The following is a 16,481-nucleotide window of genomic DNA, read 5'->3' on the forward strand; positions in this document are numbered from 1 at the left end:
TACTAACAGTTTTAGGAGGAGCGGAGATGAAAAGTAGAGTATTATCTCTCATTTTAGTCCCGTTTCTTCTTTTTTACGCCCTTCCGGTAGGTGCAGTTGAAAAAGAAGAACGAAAATGGCAGGATGAGACCATTTATTTTCTTATGGTCGATCGCTTTAATAACGGGGATACGGGCAATGATAAGAATGTGGATACCAAAGACCCTAAAGCCTATCAAGGCGGTGACTTTCAAGGTGTGATTGATAAGCTGGATTATATTAAGGATATGGGATTTACCGCCATCTGGCTGACCCCGATCTTTGATAATCAACCCCTTGGGTATCACGGGTATTGGATTACAGATTTCTATAAGACAGAAGAACATTTCGGATCCATCGATACGTTTAAAAAGCTTGTAGATGAGGTACACAAACGTGATATGAAAGTAATGATGGACTTCGTTGTAAACCATGTCGGACCCGAACACCCTTGGGTGAATGATCCTGAAAAATCGGACTGGTTTCATGAAAGACAGCCGATGAACTTCGATAATGAAGACAGTCTACAAAATGCGTGGTTATATGATCTTCCCGATTTAAATACAGAAAATCCTGAAGTGAAAAACTACTTATTTGACGCCGCTAAATGGTGGATCGAAGAAACAGATGTTGACGGATACCGGCTGGATACTGTTCGTCACGTACCACAAGAATTCTGGACTGAATTTAGCGAAGAGGTTAAGTCAGTCAAAGAAGACTTCTATCTTCTTGGTGAGGTGTTCGATCGCGATCCCGAGAAGATAGCGAAGTATAATGATGTAGGAATTGATGGATTTGTTAACTTTCCTCAAGCAGAAGAAATGCGTTCTGTATTCCAAAAACCGGATGCATCGATGGATCGTCTTTTTGACTTCTGGAATTACAACGAAACGTACTATGACGATCCTTACTTAATGGGGACTTTTATCGATAATCATGATATGGAACGTTTTACGAGACTACTCGTTCAAGAGAAACTCTTCCCGGGTACCAGGTGGAAGCTCGCTCTAACGTATATGTATACGACTCCTGGGATACCGATCGTTTATTATGGTTCAGAAATAGCTGTAGATGGTGGAATTGACCCGGATAATCGGCGTTTTATGAACTTTAGGGCAGATGAAGAATTGATTGATTACATCACTCAATTAGGAAAGCTTCGTCAAGATTACCCCGCCCTTACAAGAGGGACGATAGAACCCATCTATGAAAAAGACGGTATGGGAATATTTAAGCGTACTTACGGGGATCAAACGCTCGTGATCGCCATAAACAACACAAGTGAATCTCAAAAGGTTCAATTGAGTGAAGAAGAATTAGCAGAAAATAGTGAGCTGAAAGGATTATTAACCGCAGACCTGGTACGTATTGATAAGGATGGAAACTATACGATCATAGTCGATCGTGAAGAATCAGAGGTTTATTCCCTTAAACAGAAGAGTGGATTGAATTATCCTTACCTACTGACACTTGGCACTGTATATGTTCTTTTCTTACTCTTTATTTACCTTGTATGGAAGCGTGGAAAGAAGAAAAAACAGTCATGATTTGATGCGGGGCTCAATCTATGAGCCCTGCAATTCCTGATTTTTAAGAATAATGAAATGGAAGCGTTTTAATTATTGTAAAAAAGAATAAAGCAGCCCTCAACACCTAAGAGGGTACGATTTTCAAAGAGGGGGGTGGAATGAATGGCGGTCACCATCAAGGATGTTGCAAAGCTTGCAAACGTAGCTCCATCTACGGTTTCGCGTGTTATTGCAAACAATCCAAGAATCAGCGAGAAAACAAAGCAAAAAGTAAGAGAAGCGATGGAGCAGTTAGGATATCATCCTAACTTCATTGCAAGGAGCTTGGCAAATCAATCCACTCAAGTATTGGGGCTTGTATTACCAGGTTCGGCTAGTACTTTTTCACAAAATCCTTTCTTTCCTACAGTGTTAAGAGGACTAAGTGAAGGGGCGCAGGAAAAACAATACGCACTTCAGATGTCCACAGGTCAATCCGAAGAAGAAATCTATGAAGGGGTCGTCCAAATGGTGCAAGGGGGAAGAGTGGACGGAATCATCCTTCTTTACTCAAAAGTGGAAGATAAAGTGATGAACTACTTAAAAGATCGTGGTTTTCCATTTGTCGTCGTCGGGAAGCCTTATAAATATAGTGAAGAGATTACTCATGTGGATAATGACAACTACCGGGCAACGAAGGAAGTAACCGATTATCTGCTGGAGCTTGGTCATGAATGCATCGGCTTTATAGGTGGAGACCTCAACCTAGTTGTAACAGTTGAGCGTCTATTAGGTTATGAGAAGGCTTTGCGTAATGCTGGAATAGACATGAAGGACGAGTACATCATTCATGAAGAATTTCTTCGTGAAGGAGGTCGTGAAGCCATTAATGAACTGATGCAATTAGACGCTCCTCCAACAGCTCTGGTAGTGGCCGATGATCTAATGGCATTAGGGGTACTGAACACACTGGATGAAATGGGCATCCGTGTTCCTGAAGACATTTCCATTGTCAGCTTCAACAATGTATTGCTGGCTGAAATGTCCCGTCCGCCGCTCACGTCTGTAGATATCAATATATTCAATCTGGGAAATGAGGCAGCAAAAAGCCTGATCCAAAAGATTGAGAACCCAAAAGAGCCGATCAAGAGAATCATAGTTCCGCATCAGCTCGTTACAAGATGCTCTTGCAGTGAGCGAAAAGTGAACTAATAATAAAAGCGACTGAAGCCCTTTAAACTCCACTTATTGGAGAATTAAATGCTTCAGTCGCTTTCAATTTAGCCGTTAATAACCGTTCCGCCATTAATATGAATCATCTGTCCTGATACGTAGCTTGAATCTTCGCTTGCCAGGTATACGTATGCAGGTCCTAATTCATACGGCTGACCTGCACGTCCTAGTGGAGTATTCGCTCCAAACTGAGATACCTTCTGAGAGCTGAAAGTGGACGGAATCAACGGAGTCCAAATCGGGCCAGGTGCCACGCCATTTACCCTGATTCCATCGGATGCAATGTTTTCTGCAAGGGATCGCGTGAAACTGACAATGGCACCCTTAGTAGAAGAATAATCAATCAAATCCTTATTCCCTTTATAAGCTGTGATAGAAGCCGTGTTAATAATCGAAGCTCCCTTTTTAAGATGAGGCAATGCTGCTTTTGTTAAGTAAAACATAGAGAATACATTCGTCTTAAATGTACGCTCCAATTGCTCATCACTTATATCCGTAAGCCCTTGTTGAGGATGCTGTTCAGCAGCGTTGTTCACCAGTATATCAAGCTTCCCGAATTCAGAAATCGTTTTGTTCACGATGTCTTTACAAAACGTCGAGCTTCCTATATCACCTGACAGCAGGATACATCTTACACCTTCCGCTTCCACTAATTCCTTCGTTTTATTCGCATCTTCATGTTCATCTAAATAAGAAATTGCCACATGTGCGCCTTCCCTGGCATAATACCATGCTACCGATCGTCCAATCCCGCTGTCTCCTCCGGTAATAAGTGCAACCTTACCGTCCAGCTTTCCACTGCCTTTATAATTTTGATCCGTATGAATCGGCTGGGGGTTCATTTCATCCACTGTGCCGGGCTGATGATCCTGGTGCTGCGGGGGAAACGTTTGCTTCTGATTTTGTTGTTGTGGTGACAATGAAAACACTCCTTTGATGATTTAGGTTATCTTAAGATAGTGTTTACCCGAAAAAAATAATTATTAACGTGTTTCTATTGGGAGATTTATCAAATTTATCGGTTGAATTGACGTGTGATGCAGTTATTTCGATATGGGACGAAGCCATTTGATGTGAGATAGAGCCGTGATTGAGGGAGTTCAGCCGATTTTTTATGGAATTCCGGCAGCTTTCCTAAAAAACCCAACATTTTAACAGATTTATCCATTATCGAAGTGCATAGACATACAAAAAACAGGCCTCACCCGAGAGAAGCCTGCCTACAATTATTCTTTTTCCATCAACCCGGCACCCTTATAGCCGATCATATTCAACAAACCTTTAGGAGAAGAGAAGGGAGGGGCGTAGCAGGTTTCGATTTCCTGGAGGTCGGTAATGGTCAGGCCACCGTAAATGGCTGTGGCAAGAACGTCGATTTGCTTGTCTACTCCTTCGCCACCAACTACATTTCCTCCAAAGATCTTTCCGGTGTCAGGACAAAAGTGGACTCTCACATACATATCATGAGCACCGGGATAATAGCCGGCATGTGACTTTCCTTCATGCACGGATGTTTTATACGAATAGCCCTTTTCAATTAATTCCTTCTCGCCTATACCGGTAGATGCGATGGAAAGGTCGAATACCTTCGCAATAGCAGTACCCAGCATCCCCTTAAAAGGTACGGGGTTTCCTGAAAGATGTCTTGCGATTATATAAGCTTGCCGATGGGCTGGCCATGCGAGAGGAACCTGCTTAGGGGTCCCGTCAATAAGATCCATGGACTCTACCACATCTCCAACTGCATAAATGGAGGGGTCGTCTGTTTGCATAAACTCATTACTGACGACACCACCTGACTCTCCTGTTGATAACCCGGCTTCCTTAGCAAGAAGGTTATTAGGCTTTACGCCTACCGAAAGGAGAATGAAGTCAGACTGAAACGTTTCTCCGCTATCTAGTTTCAGGGTATTTTCTGCTAGCACCTCTTTCAGTCCATCATTGGTGTACAACTTAACACCTTGTTTCGTTATATGCTCTTGCAGTTTGATGGCAGTCTCTTCATCGATTACACTAATCACATGTTCCGATCTTTCAACCAGATTGACTTTCATCTCCAAATGAGTGAAGTTCTCAGACATTTCGACTCCTATATAGCCACCGCCGATAATGGTACAGTTTTTTGGGTTTGAGGTTTCAACGAATTGCTTTATTCTGTCCATGTCTTCAACGGTTCTGAGATGGAAAGCCGGAATTTTATCAAGTCCCGGGATGTCAGGGATAAAGGGGGAAGCCCCTGTTGCGAGCACGAGGTAATCATATGCTTCTTCGTAATCCCGGTTTTTGTCATGATCTCTCACAAGTATAGATTTTTTATCACGATCAATTTTTAGCGCCTCATGATGCATGCGAACATCGATGTTTTTTTTCGTATGTAGTTTTTCAGGTGTGGCAGCAAAAAGACTTTCACGGTCTTTAATGACTTGACCTAAATAATAAGGCATTCCGCATGCCCCGTATGAAAGATAGGATGTCTTTTCAAGAAGAATAATTTCTATTTCACTATCCAGTTTTCTAATCTGTGATGCAGTGGTGGCACCGCCGCCGACCGCCCCAATAATGATGACCTTTTTTTTCATGTTTTTCCTCCTAAATGAAAGAAGTCTAATGGATATATTGTACCCATTAGACTTCTTTGAAAAACCGAATTAACGAAAGTTTACGTACTGCACATCGATAGAAAGATCTGCCTCGCGGATAGCGGCGATGATTTTTTGAAGATCATCCTTGCTTTTTCCAGTGACCCGTACTTGATCATCCTGCACCTGACTCTTCACTTTTACGCCGGAGTTTTTGATGATGGTATTGATTTTTTTTGCATTATCTTTATCGATTCCTTGAACGAGCTTCGCACGCTGACGAACGGTTCCGCCCGAGGCCCCTTCAAGCTTGCTGTAGTCAAGGTTCTTAACAGGTACATTACGCTTGATGAGTTTGCTTAGAAGTACATCCTTTAACTGATTCATTTTAAATTCATCATCAGAAACGAGAACGATTTCCTCTCCATCTAATTTAATGTCACTCTTACTTCCTTTAAAGTCATAACGTGTTTGAACTTCTTTCAACGCAATTTGAATCGCATTACTCACTTCAGACATATCCACTTTCGACACAATATCAAATGAACTCTCTTTTGCCATATGTAACCCCTCCATAGTATTATCTCTTTCATTATAGACAACCTTTAATGGTGCATACAACTTCTATGAATGCATTGGGGGGATTTTTTAAAAAATAAAAAGCACCAGCTCTATAAAGAACTGGCACTTTCCGTATCCAAGAGCCGGAGACTGCCCACGGCAACCCCTTACAAATGATCCGTCTTCTTAGAATACTGATTTTTCCCGGCTTTACGATTCACTTCTTTGATCTTATTTTTTTCCTGATGCAGGGCATTGTTGTCTCTGGCCTTTTTTTCGTTATCAGATGTATGTGGCATAGTGATTCTCCCTTCGAGTATATTCTTCTCTCATAGTATGAGGAAGAAGAGGGGAGTTTATGAGTGTTCGTTTAAGAAAAATATGGCTAAAGTGCCTGTGCCTGTATGAGAACCTATGGCACATCCAATAATACTGATATATACATCTTTCGGTGAGAATTTTTCTTGAATGAGCTTCTTCATTTCAAGAGCAATTTCTTCGTCGTCTCCGTGGCTGATGGCGATCACTTGATTGGAGAGGTCTTCACCCCGTTCTTCCATCAAGTCGAGAATTCGTTTGAGAAGCTTCTTCTTCCCACGCAATTTTTCAATCGGGACAAGCTTTCCATCTTCTACATGTAGAAGAGGCTTGATGTTTAGCAGACCGCCAAGAAAAGCTGATGCTTTTGATACTCGTCCGCCTTTTGCCAGGTATTCTAGGTCTTCTACAGTGAATAGGTGCTCCATATGCTCTGAGTGGAAACGGGAGGCTGCGATAATTTCTTCTTTACTTCCGCCGTTCTGTAACAGTTCAGCAGCCTTCATTACAACTAATCCGTAACCCAGAGAAGCGCATTTTGAATCGATAATGGTCAAATCAAGAGCGGGGTGTTCCTCTTTTACCTGATCGCGAATCATCACAGCCGTTTGATACGTCCCTGATAATTGTGAGGAAAAGGCAATGTAGATACCGGATTGATTCGATTCTGCAAGCTCTGTGAACTTCTTCATGAAAAGGTCCGGTGATACTTGAGACGTTTTTGGCATATGTCCTTCCCTTATTTTGTTGAATACGGTTTTCGGCTCGATGGTGACGAGGTCCTCGTAGTCCTGACCATTAATATGTACTTTCAGTGGCAGCAGTTCTATGTTGTGTTCGTTGAAATATGCAGCAGGAAGGTCGCTCGCACTATCAGCAAATAATTTTACTGTCATCCTAATCATCCTTTGATTATTCTATATAGCTTTAGTCTAGCTATATTTCATTCAAATAACAATCCATAGAGTATGAATTAAAGGTGAAAAGTATCATTATCTTCTGAAAGGATGATTATCGGGATGAGTTTAGTTAAGATGAATTGTGGAACATAGAAAATAACAACTAGATGTGGGAGGTCTGTCAATGTCGAGAGATCATGTTCAGTTAGAAGCGAAGAAGTTTTTCGTAGTGTTAGTAGGGGCAGTACTGGGCGCCATTGCGATGAATTTTTTCCTGATACCGGCAAATGTTTATGCAAGTGGGTTTACAGGATTGGCACAGTTATTGTCGAGTGTGTTAAAAGAATTTGCACCATTCAATATTTCAACAGGTATTTTATTATTTATTTTAAATATTCCTGTGACGATTCTGGGGTGGCTTAAAGTTGGCCGTTCCTTTACAGTGTATAGCTTCATTTCCGTATTTCTGACGTCCTTATTCCTGGAAGTGATTCCTGTGATTAAATTATCGCCTGATATTCTTTTAAACGCCGTCTTTGGCGGGGTCATTGCCGCGGTGGGAGTTGGAATCACGTTAAAATGGGGTGCATCTACGGGAGGGATGGACATTATTGCCATGATTCTTTCCAGAATGAAAGATAAGCCTGTCGGGTCTTATTTCTTTCTGATGAATGCGGTCATCATTACTTCTGCAGGATTTCTTTATGGGTGGGAGAAAGCATTGTATACGTTAGTAACGTTGTATGCTTCTACCCGTGTCATTGATTCCATCCATACACGCCATGAAAAACTCACAGCGATGATTGTGACAAAGAAATCCAATGAATTAAGAGAAGCCATTCATTCAAAGCTTGTCAGGGGAATCACGACTCTGCCTGCAAAAGGGGCTTTTTCCGGTGAAGATAAGGAAATGTTGATCATTGTCATTTCTCGCTATGAACTTTACGAACTCGAACATACTATTAAAGATGTAGATCCAAACGCATTTACCAATATCGTGCAAACGACTGGGATATTCGGATTTTTTAGAAAAGATTAGATTCTTAATATTAACAAATACTAAAGGTGAACTTGAATAGAAAGGGGTATCACCTTGAAGGCATTTGTTTATATACTTATTAGTTCTTTCATGCTCTTTAGTGTACCATCTCAGATGAAAGCAGAGAAGGCACCTTTGATCTTTTCTGTAAAAACTTTTCCGGGAGAAGAAGGAACTCAGATCAGGCTCGTTCTTTATAATAATAGTGAAGGGGATAATAAGATCACTTTCCCTACGAGTCAGATGTTTGACTTTACAATCAAAAACAAAGCGGGCCAAATGGTCTATCGGTACAGTCAGGGGAAATCATTCCTACAGGCGTTTCAAACCCTTACGTTGAAAAAGGGTGAAACGAAGATTTGGAAAGAAACATGGGATTACAAGCAGGAAGGAAAACGTGTCCCAAAAGGGGACTATAGAATTGAAGCACAGCTGATTGGAGAGGATATGAGTGGATTTGATCATCCTTTGCGAGCTGTGGACTCATTCTCGGTTCCAGAAGAAAACCCGTCCTTTAGAGGAATTACTGTACGTGAGGTGAAAGGGCGTTATACCATCACAGGGCGAGCCCGGGTATCAGATGGCAGCTTTTATTATTCGGTGGAGGACGGACATAGAGTGTTTCTAAAAGAAACATTATTCAAGGTTAATAAAGAAGCGCCTAACTGGACTGATTTTTCCATCATACTTCCGGAGTTATCAGGTAGTGCTGAGAAGTTCTTTATAAGTCTTTATGAGCGGGATAAAGGCGATGGGAAGATTCTTCACCAATATGTCATCTCCATTCCGTAAAAAAACAAGGGTTGTCGATTTGGACAACCCTTGTTTTTTCTTTATGACAGGCGGTTTAACTCATCTTGAAGAGCGTGAAGCTGCTTTTGTTCTTCGACATTTGAGTTAGCGTAAGCAGATGACAACGCGTTTTTCGCTTTATCAATGGACATTTGAGCGTTTTCTCCCGTACTGCATGCTTGTTGGGCAGAATGAACCGCGTTACGGGCCTGTTGGAATAATGGATTACTCATTACTCCATTCCCCCTAACCCTTCGCCATGTGATGCAAGCTTTTTAGCCTCTGCTTCAGCATACGTCAGATGGTACGGAATACGTTCATCATGTTTTGTTACAGCGATTTTACCTTGTTGTACAAATCGTTTAGATTTATTTCTACCCATCACTACCACCCCTTTTGCAAGTTGGAACGCATGATGCGCTCCTTTTTAGTATGGCTCAAGTGGTGGTGGAATACAGTAAGAAGATATACCCACAGCTTCCAAAAACGTTCTGGTTTAGAGATTAAAACGTTTTTGCAAGTAGCGTCCGATCCCGTCGTCTTGATTCGAAAATGTCACTTCATTGGCAATATCTTTAAGGGGATCAATGGCATTCCCCATGGCAACTCCAGTGCCTGCATATTCAAGCATTTCAAGATCGTTATCTTCATCTCCGAATGCAATAATCCGTTCTTGCGGAATATTTAAAGATGATGCAACTCGTTCAATTCCGACTGCTTTATTCAATCCTGATTTAACGATTTCGATGATGTGCCACGGTGCAGCCCAGCGGCGGTGGTCAATCAATTCTGCATGAACATTATCCAGGTGTGCACGAATCTCGGGAACATCTTCTTCCTCAGCGTGAATGAGCATGGAAGTAGGATGATCAGAAAGTACATTTCGGATGTCTCCAGTTGAGATCGCTGGATTGCCCATCATGAATACATCTATGATCTTTTCATCGTGATAGTGCAGATACACATCATCCATCACTTCGGCAACAATGTTGCGGAATTTAAAATCGTCACATGCATCAATGATTTGTTTTGCCACTTTTAAATCCATTGGCTCGTGATACAATCCCCATGCATCATTCATAGGATGATGCACGAAAGCACCGTTGAAATTTACTATCGGAGTAGTTAGCTTTAATTGTTGATAATACAATTCACTCGCACGATAAGGCCTGCCTGTGGCAATCATCACCTCATGCCCTTTCATGCGTGCTTTTGTTAATGTATCAAGAGTTTTTGATGAGATTTTCTTCTCATCCGTTAATAGTGTTCCGTCTAAATCCAGAACAATCAGATGTTTTTCTTGTGCGTTCATGAATACAAATCCCCAATCTTATTGGTATTAAGGCAATTTTAGCGCCAGACATTGAAAGTTGTCCACCCCAGCTTCATATCATTTAAAAATGTTTACAAACGCTTACGATTTAAATATTATACATACTACCAAATCTAGGATATCATAGTAAAGTGAAATGCATTCAGGAGGGAGAGACCACACATGATCTTAGTTGACAAATCAACCATTCAAAGCATTCCATTTCTTCACCTTGTAAAAGAAGAGGATATTGATAAGCAAGTCCCGGTATGCTTTTTTATCCACGGATTTACAAGTGCCAAGGAGCATAATTTACATTACGCCTATTATCTTGCGGAAAAAGGATTTAGAGTGATTCTTCCCGATTGTTTAGAGCATGGAGAGCGGTCGACAGGCAAATCAGAGCATCAATTAGGACAAGTATTCTGGAAGATCGTCTTAAATACGATTCATGAATTATCGATTATTAAAGGCCATTTTGAAGAAAAAGGATTGCTCGTTCATAATGGTGTCGGAGTTGCAGGGACTTCAATGGGTGGTATCGTCACACTTGGAGCGTTGACTCAATATGATTGGATCTCTTCTGCTGTCTCGCTGATGGGGAATCCTGCATATGTGAAGTTTGCTCAAGCTCAGTTGGCCCAAGTTGAATCATTAGGATATGAACTTCCATTCAGCGATGAAGAAATAGAAAACATGATAAGCGAACTGGCTCATTATGACTTAAGTCTTCAGCCTGAAAAACTTAGCGGCAGACCATTAATGTTCTGGCACGGAAAACGGGACAAAGTTGTACCATTCAACCTGACACACGAATTCTACCAAAGCATCCTGCCATACTATGAATCCCAGGAAGATAACCTGTTATTTATAGAAGATGATAAAGCGGATCATAAAGTAACGAGAGAAGGCGTGTTAAAGCTTGTTGAGTGGTTTGAGAAGCATCTATCGGCCTAACGTTTTGTTTTATAAACGTTCTTTTGTTAAGATGAATAGTGAAAATAGAAATGGGACAAGTATTGAGAGCAAAGGAGTGTTAGCATGGATCAAGATCTTAAAGATAATTTGATGGGGGCACTGGAACAGGTGGTTGACCCTGAATTAGGAATAGACATTGTTAATTTAGGTCTGGTATATGACGTGGATCTGGATGAAGAAGGTAAAGCAACGGTCACTATGACACTTACCTCAATGGGATGCCCGCTGGCTGGTACCATTGTCGATCAAGTGAAAACAGCCCTAAGTGACATCCCTGAAGTGAAGGAAACAGAAGTAGACATCGTCTGGAATCCGCCATGGAGCAAAGACAACATGTCCCGCTATGCTAAAATTGCATTGGGGATTAGGTAACACGAAAAGCGGAGCCGACTGGTCAGGCTTGACTTATGACCTCGAGGGTCTAGCCGCCGGAGCTGGACAAGTAAAAAGCCGAGGATGCAGTACCTCTACTGCATCCTCGGCTTTATTCATGCATCGGTCATCAGTCAATCCTACAAATCGAAACCGGACAGTTTTCACAATCGATTTCATCTTTGAGAAAATTCAAATCAAGTATCGTGAAATATCCTTTTTCCCACACCAGGATATTGTCTTTCTTCAATTCACTAAGTAAACCGATTCACGACTTCCCTTGAGGAACCACAGAAATTGGCCAGCTCCTGATTGGTTAACGGAAAATCAATCAGTATGCCATTTTCAACGGTTTTTCCATAGCTGTTGGACATACGGATCAGTGTTGAGTAGAGTGCACCTTTTTTTCCATGAAGAACCAGATCCCGAAACTTCGTTTGATTTTGTTGATTTTGAATTTGAATCCATTTTAGCCATTGGATTGTCAGACCGTTATTACCGGATAGCTTATCTTCAAAGGCTTCTTTAGGAAGTACATAAGTCTCCGTATCCTCAAGGATTTTTGCACTGAGCATATAGTAAGCTTCTTCGGTAAATAACGTTAACTCCCCGATCACATCGTCACTTGAACATATGCGTAATGACAACTCCCGGCCATCAGGAATCACTTTGCTGATCTGAACTCGACCACTTTTGATTAAGTATAACTCGTGAGCTGGTTTCCCCTCTTGAAACAGGAAAGTTCCTTTTTTAACGGTTTTCAACGTTTTTTTCTCGAAAAATAATTGTTTAATACCGGAAGGAACTTCTAGATTTTCACTCATGAGATCACTTCATTTCCATCGTAATGTCTTATTCTTAAAGCCTACCAAAGGAAACAGACAGTTAGAAGTGATTTACGCGAAAATTAAAACAGCAGCTCCGACAACGGCACAGTAAATGGCAAAATATTTCAGGTTACCTTTAGCCATAATATTCATGAACCATTTTAAAGAGAAGTATGAAGCAATAAGAGACGCAATAAACGCGACTAAGTAAGGAATGGCCATTGAAGCAAGGTTCGGATCCTTGATCAAATCACTTATTCCGAATACCATAACCCCGACACTTACAGGGATATAGAGCAGGAAAGAGAATCGTAATGCCGTTTCAGCTTTCATCCCGCTTGCCATTGCCGCAACAATGGTTGCACCTGAACGACTGATTCCAGGGATAAGGGCTACTGCCTGGGCAAGACCGATAATGATAGCGTCTTTCACATTTAAGTCGCCATCGTTTTTTCTACCTCGAAGGTTACGGATTAACCACAAGGCAATACCGGTAATAATTAAAGTAACCCCTACTGTCCATACATAAGTTAAATTTTTCTCAATCACGTCACCAAATAATACACCAATCACCCCGGCAGGGATAGTACCAATCAATAAGTAAACAATGAAATGAAAATCACGTTTCGTTTCTGGTGTTTTATGTTTGAAATAGCCTAAGCCATTCACGACCAGGCGCATGATATCTTCACGGTAAATAATGAGTACAGCCACTAACGAAGCCGTATTAACCAGCATTTCAAATGTTAGGGTAGCATCCTTGATTCCAAGGAAATGCTGGGCTAATAATAAATGCCCACTGGATGAAATCGGGATTGGTTCAGTAAACCCTTGAAAAATCCCTAAAAATAAATATTTCATAATCAGATAAAAATCCATTGTGTTTCCTCCAAGCTTTTTTTCTCCACAGTTTTTAATTTAACACCATAAAGGGAAAGACTGTAAAGCCTTTTTCCAAATGTTAACCGAACCGTAACTTGTTTATCATATAAAGCATTCTGATATCCTTCATCTGGCATGCATGAATGCTCAGCCTTGTAGAAAAATAGTAAGGAAGCATCGCTTCGAAAAGGAGGGGTAAGAATGGGCCAGTCACGACAGTTCAAAGCTGGAGAAAAAGCACCTAATAATGGTGAATATATCGAAATTGGTGAAACTGGGAGTATGGTGAAAAATCCGCAGAAACTACGATTAAATGCGGGGGACCGATTTCCTGAAAACTCCAACCATAATCGTCTATGGACGTATATGAGAAAACCTTAACCCCATAAGGGAACAAGGATGCCGTGACGGCAACCCACCTTAGTAAGGATGGTGACGTCTATAGGAGGCTTTCCTTGTTCCTTTTTCTTTTCCTTTTTCCATGAAAGATATATAATAGATGGAAAGGTCAATAAAGGTCAAAATGCGAGGTGTAGCACGATGAATTTTGATAATATGACTCACAACATTCAAGAAGGATTGGCTTTGGCGGGAGAGACAGCTAAAGAAAGACTACATACAGATATTACCCTTTTTCATTTGTGGAAATCACTCCTCAGCTCAGAAGACAGTTTTCTCAGAACGATCTATGAGCGTGCAGGAGTAGACGTAGAAGACTTAAAGAATTGGATCGATGACAAGTTAAACGGAATCCCTTCTGTAGAGGGGGATGGTCTGCAGTATGGCCGGTTTTTTGCAAGAGATATCCATCAGCTTATGCAAGATAGTGATGCATTAAAGGCTAAATGGAAAGATGACTATATCTCGATCGAACATCTTGCCCTTGGGCTATTCAACCAAAAGAACCACCCGGTTACGACATACTTAACAAAACACAATGTAACAGAAAAAGAATTTAAGGAGATCATTGAGACAATTAGAGGAGGGAGCAAGGTGACCACACAGAATCCTGAAGTGAAATATGAGGCGTTGAAAAGATATGGAAGGGATCTTGTTGCGGAGGTCAAGTCGGGAAGAATAGATCCGGTCATAGGCAGGGACAGTGAAATCCGCCACGTGGTTCGAATCCTTTCCCGTAAAACGAAAAATAATCCTGTCCTCATAGGAGAGCCCGGTGTCGGTAAGACGGCCATCGTTGAAGGACTTGCACAGCGGATTGTCAGAAAAGATGTCCCGGAAGGCTTGAAAGATAAAACCATCTTCGAATTAGATATGAGCTCTTTAGTTGCAGGTGCCAAGTTCAGGGGTGAGTTTGAGGAACGCTTAAAGGCTGTATTGCAGGAAGTGAAAAAGAGTGAGGGACGCATTCTTCTTTTCATTGATGAACTCCATACGATTGTTGGAGCAGGGAAAACGGAAGGAGCGATGGATGCGGGGAATATCTTAAAGCCGATGCTTGCGAGGGGAGAACTTCATTGTATAGGTGCTACCACGCTCAATGAATACCGTAAGTACATTGAAAAGGATCCCGCTTTGGAAAGACGTTTCCAACAAGTACTCGTTCAGGAACCAAATGTGGAAGATACGATATCTATTCTAAGGGGCTTAAAGGAACGATTTGAAATTCATCATGGAGTAAATATTCATGACCGGGCCATTGTGGCAGCTTCAAGACTTTCCGATCGCTATATATCCGACCGTTTCTTGCCGGACAAAGCAATAGACTTAATCGACGAGGCATGTGCGATGATCAGGACGGAAATTGACTCGATGCCATCAGAACTGGATGAAGTGACACGTAAAGTGATGCAGCTGGAAATTGAAGAAGCTGCTTTAAATAATGAAAAGGATTCTGCCAGTCTTGAACGCCTGGATCGAATTCGTGAAGATTTAAGCAATCTGAAGGAAAAAGCGAATACGATGAAGTTAAAATGGCAGCAGGAGAAAGAAAGCATAGGGATCGTCCAGGAGAAGCGGGAAGAACTGGAGAAGCTCAGGCGTTTACTCGAAGAAGCTGAAAGTGATTATGATCTGAATAAAGCTGCTGAGCTTCGTCACGGCAGGATTCCAGCTATGGAAAAAGAACTTGTTGCTGTTGAGTCTGAGATGATGAAAGAGCAGGAAGGGCGGTTGCTGCGTGAAGAAGTGACGGAGGATGAAGTGGCAAATATTGTAGCAAGATGGACAGGGATACCGATCACTAAGCTTGTAGAAGGTGAAAGGGAGAAGCTGTTAAAACTTGATCGCATTTTGCATGAAAGGGTGATCGGGCAGGATGAGGCTGTTCAATTAGTAAGTGACGCCGTTATTCGTGCGAGAGCAGGTATTAAAGATCCGAATCGTCCAATTGGTTCATTCATTTTCTTGGGTCCAACGGGAGTAGGGAAGACAGAACTTGCGAAGACACTTGCTCACACGTTATTTGATAGTGAGGAACAGATAATTCGGATTGATATGTCTGAATATATGGAGAAGCATGCGGTTTCACGCTTGATTGGTGCACCTCCAGGTTATGTTGGTTATGAAGAAGGCGGCCAGCTGACAGAAGCGATCAGACGCAAACCGTATTCGGTCATCCTACTTGATGAAATTGAGAAAGCTCATCCAGAAGTATTCAATATTCTTCTGCAAATGCTCGATGATGGGAGGATAACCGATTCTCAAGGAAGGACAGTTGATTGTAAGAACACGGTTATCATTATGACCTCTAACATCGGGTCCTCTCATCTTCTTGAACGGAATAAGGGGGAAGAGGAAATTGATATAGAAACGAAGAATCTGGTCATGAGTCAGCTTCGTTCCTCTTTCAGACCGGAATTCCTTAACCGGGTAGACGACATTATTCTCTTTAAACCATTGAGCATTGAGAATATAAAAGGGATCATCGATAAGCTAGTAGAAGACTTGCAAAACCGAGTGGAAGAACAGCTTATATCATTGTCATTAACGGAAGGTGCAAAAGAATATATAGCACAGGAAGCTTTTGATCCGGTTTATGGTGCACGCCCTTTGAAAAGGTATTTGCAGAGAGAAATCGAAACCAAACTGGCAAGAGAACTGATAGCAGGAAATATCAGGTCAAACGAAACCATTACCATCGACAGAGGAGAGAACGGTATATCGATCATTAAGAAGGATAAATAAAAAAAGCAGCCGGACTTGG

17 protein-coding genes and 1 pseudogene are annotated in these 16,481 nt (G+C 41.6%); 8 read left to right on the plus strand and 10 right to left on the minus strand.

The window, feature by feature from the left end; translation table 11 throughout:
• Window positions 1–26: 26 nt before the first annotated feature.
• On the plus strand, window positions 27–1,565 hold the full coding sequence (locus tag ACYH0O_RS08515; protein ID WP_482631948.1) for an alpha-amylase family glycosyl hydrolase: 1,539 nt from the start codon (window positions 27–29) through the stop codon (window positions 1,563–1,565).
• A gap of 144 nt (window positions 1,566–1,709) precedes the next feature.
• Entirely contained in the window at window positions 1,710–2,738 is a 1,029-nt protein-coding gene (locus ACYH0O_RS08520) for a LacI family DNA-binding transcriptional regulator (RefSeq protein ID WP_482631949.1), read from the plus strand.
• Window positions 2,739–2,806: 68 nt separating this feature from the next.
• On the opposite strand, the gene ACYH0O_RS08525 is transcribed toward ACYH0O_RS08520, so the two are convergent.
• The 5 genes from ACYH0O_RS08525 to ACYH0O_RS08545 form a co-directional block, all read right to left on the minus strand.
• The gene (locus ACYH0O_RS08525; RefSeq protein ID WP_482631950.1) at window positions 2,807–3,679 is read right to left on the minus strand and encodes an SDR family oxidoreductase; all 873 of its coding nucleotides are present in this window, start codon (window positions 3,677–3,679) and stop codon (window positions 2,807–2,809) included.
• A 306-nt stretch (window positions 3,680–3,985) separates the two neighbouring features.
• Window positions 3,986–5,338, minus strand: a complete 1,353-nt coding sequence (locus tag ACYH0O_RS08530) for a CoA-disulfide reductase (protein ID WP_482631951.1) — start codon at window positions 5,336–5,338, stop codon at window positions 3,986–3,988.
• Between the two features lie 69 nt (window positions 5,339–5,407).
• On the minus strand, window positions 5,408–5,899 hold the full coding sequence (locus ACYH0O_RS08535) for a YajQ family cyclic di-GMP-binding protein (protein WP_034763412.1): 492 nt from the start codon (window positions 5,897–5,899) through the stop codon (window positions 5,408–5,410).
• A gap of 167 nt (window positions 5,900–6,066) precedes the next feature.
• Entirely contained in the window at window positions 6,067–6,198 is a 132-nt protein-coding gene (locus ACYH0O_RS08540) for a DUF3941 domain-containing protein (RefSeq protein WP_149155174.1), read from the minus strand.
• A gap of 57 nt (window positions 6,199–6,255) precedes the next feature.
• Complete coding sequence (locus ACYH0O_RS08545) at window positions 6,256–7,113, minus strand: DegV family protein (RefSeq protein WP_149155175.1); 858 nt, start codon at window positions 7,111–7,113, stop codon at window positions 6,256–6,258.
• Between the two features lie 187 nt (window positions 7,114–7,300).
• Here ACYH0O_RS08545 and ACYH0O_RS08550 point away from each other — a divergent pair, with 187 nt between their 5' ends.
• Window positions 7,301–8,155, plus strand: coding sequence for a YitT family protein (locus tag ACYH0O_RS08550; protein ID WP_149155176.1), 855 nt, complete (start codon window positions 7,301–7,303; stop codon window positions 8,153–8,155).
• Window positions 8,156–8,209: 54 nt separating this feature from the next.
• Window positions 8,210–8,947, plus strand: a complete 738-nt coding sequence (locus ACYH0O_RS08555; protein WP_482631952.1) for a BsuPI-related putative proteinase inhibitor — start codon at window positions 8,210–8,212, stop codon at window positions 8,945–8,947.
• 41 nt (window positions 8,948–8,988) lie between these two features.
• Here ACYH0O_RS08555 and ACYH0O_RS08560 read toward each other — a convergent pair whose 3' ends face one another.
• From ACYH0O_RS08560 to ACYH0O_RS08570, 3 genes are all read right to left on the minus strand, one after another.
• Window positions 8,989–9,180: a DUF3813 domain-containing protein gene (locus ACYH0O_RS08560; protein WP_044337708.1), complete on the minus strand. Its 192-nt coding sequence runs from the start codon at window positions 9,178–9,180 to the stop codon at window positions 8,989–8,991.
• Window positions 9,180–9,329 carry a hypothetical protein gene (locus ACYH0O_RS08565; protein WP_187443328.1) on the minus strand — a complete coding sequence of 50 codons (150 nt, stop codon included), beginning with the start codon at window positions 9,327–9,329 and terminating at the stop codon, window positions 9,180–9,182. Before ACYH0O_RS08565 ends, ACYH0O_RS08560 begins: the two co-directional genes overlap by 1 nt.
• A 114-nt stretch (window positions 9,330–9,443) precedes the next feature.
• Complete coding sequence (locus ACYH0O_RS08570) at window positions 9,444–10,259, minus strand: Cof-type HAD-IIB family hydrolase (RefSeq protein ID WP_482631953.1); 816 nt, start codon at window positions 10,257–10,259, stop codon at window positions 9,444–9,446.
• Window positions 10,260–10,442: 183 nt separating this feature from the next.
• Here ACYH0O_RS08570 and ACYH0O_RS08575 point away from each other — a divergent pair, with 183 nt between their 5' ends.
• Window positions 10,443–11,216, plus strand: a complete 774-nt coding sequence (locus ACYH0O_RS08575) for a prolyl oligopeptidase family serine peptidase (RefSeq protein WP_482631954.1) — start codon at window positions 10,443–10,445, stop codon at window positions 11,214–11,216.
• Window positions 11,217–11,300: 84 nt separating this feature from the next.
• Complete coding sequence (locus ACYH0O_RS08580; RefSeq protein WP_044337705.1) at window positions 11,301–11,609, plus strand: metal-sulfur cluster assembly factor; 309 nt, start codon at window positions 11,301–11,303, stop codon at window positions 11,607–11,609.
• A 130-nt stretch (window positions 11,610–11,739) separates the two neighbouring features.
• On the opposite strand, the pseudogene ACYH0O_RS08585 reads toward ACYH0O_RS08580, so the two are convergent.
• Both ACYH0O_RS08585 and ACYH0O_RS08590 read right to left on the minus strand, forming a co-directional pair.
• Window positions 11,740–12,433, minus strand: a pseudogene (locus tag ACYH0O_RS08585) (Crp/Fnr family transcriptional regulator).
• Between the two features lie 72 nt (window positions 12,434–12,505).
• Complete coding sequence (locus ACYH0O_RS08590; RefSeq protein ID WP_149155181.1) at window positions 12,506–13,315, minus strand: undecaprenyl-diphosphate phosphatase; 810 nt, start codon at window positions 13,313–13,315, stop codon at window positions 12,506–12,508.
• Window positions 13,316–13,519: 204 nt separating this feature from the next.
• Here ACYH0O_RS08590 and ACYH0O_RS08595 point away from each other — a divergent pair, with 204 nt between their 5' ends.
• Window positions 13,520–13,699 carry a YjzC family protein gene (locus tag ACYH0O_RS08595; protein WP_113969938.1) on the plus strand — a complete coding sequence of 60 codons (180 nt, stop codon included), beginning with the start codon at window positions 13,520–13,522 and terminating at the stop codon, window positions 13,697–13,699.
• A gap of 159 nt (window positions 13,700–13,858) precedes the next feature.
• Window positions 13,859–16,462: an ATP-dependent chaperone ClpB gene (clpB, locus tag ACYH0O_RS08600; protein ID WP_482631955.1), complete on the plus strand. Its 2,604-nt coding sequence runs from the start codon at window positions 13,859–13,861 to the stop codon at window positions 16,460–16,462.
• Window positions 16,463–16,481: the final 19 nt, after the last annotated feature.

The sequence above is a fragment of the Rossellomorea sp. H136 genome (assembly GCF_056838065.1).

What these genes read in the sequence shown, in the direction of transcription:
- ACYH0O_RS08515 (WP_482631948.1), top strand. Translation starts at nt 27, where the DNA reads ATGAAAAGTAGAGTATTATCTCTCATTTTAGTCCCGTTTCTTCTTTTT.
- ACYH0O_RS08520 (WP_482631949.1), top strand. Translation starts at nt 1,710, where the DNA reads ATGGCGGTCACCATCAAGGATGTTGCAAAGCTTGCAAACGTAGCTCCA.
- ACYH0O_RS08530 (WP_482631951.1), bottom strand. Translation starts at nt 5,338, where the DNA reads ATGAAAAAAAAGGTCATCATTATTGGGGCGGTCGGCGGCGGTGCCACC.
- ACYH0O_RS08535 (WP_034763412.1), bottom strand. Translation starts at nt 5,899, where the DNA reads ATGGCAAAAGAGAGTTCATTTGATATTGTGTCGAAAGTGGATATGTCT.
- ACYH0O_RS08540 (WP_149155174.1), bottom strand. Translation starts at nt 6,198, where the DNA reads ATGCCACATACATCTGATAACGAAAAAAAGGCCAGAGACAACAATGCC.
- ACYH0O_RS08545 (WP_149155175.1), bottom strand. Translation starts at nt 7,113, where the DNA reads ATGACAGTAAAATTATTTGCTGATAGTGCGAGCGACCTTCCTGCTGCA.
- ACYH0O_RS08550 (WP_149155176.1), top strand. Translation starts at nt 7,301, where the DNA reads ATGTCGAGAGATCATGTTCAGTTAGAAGCGAAGAAGTTTTTCGTAGTG.
- ACYH0O_RS08560 (WP_044337708.1), bottom strand. Translation starts at nt 9,180, where the DNA reads ATGAGTAATCCATTATTCCAACAGGCCCGTAACGCGGTTCATTCTGCC.
- ACYH0O_RS08565 (WP_187443328.1), bottom strand. Translation starts at nt 9,329, where the DNA reads ATGGGTAGAAATAAATCTAAACGATTTGTACAACAAGGTAAAATCGCT.
- ACYH0O_RS08570 (WP_482631953.1), bottom strand. Translation starts at nt 10,259, where the DNA reads ATGAACGCACAAGAAAAACATCTGATTGTTCTGGATTTAGACGGAACA.
- ACYH0O_RS08575 (WP_482631954.1), top strand. Translation starts at nt 10,443, where the DNA reads ATGATCTTAGTTGACAAATCAACCATTCAAAGCATTCCATTTCTTCAC.
- ACYH0O_RS08580 (WP_044337705.1), top strand. Translation starts at nt 11,301, where the DNA reads ATGGATCAAGATCTTAAAGATAATTTGATGGGGGCACTGGAACAGGTG.
- ACYH0O_RS08590 (WP_149155181.1), bottom strand. Translation starts at nt 13,315, where the DNA reads ATGGATTTTTATCTGATTATGAAATATTTATTTTTAGGGATTTTTCAA.
- ACYH0O_RS08595 (WP_113969938.1), top strand. Translation starts at nt 13,520, where the DNA reads ATGGGCCAGTCACGACAGTTCAAAGCTGGAGAAAAAGCACCTAATAAT.
- clpB (WP_482631955.1), top strand. Translation starts at nt 13,859, where the DNA reads ATGAATTTTGATAATATGACTCACAACATTCAAGAAGGATTGGCTTTG.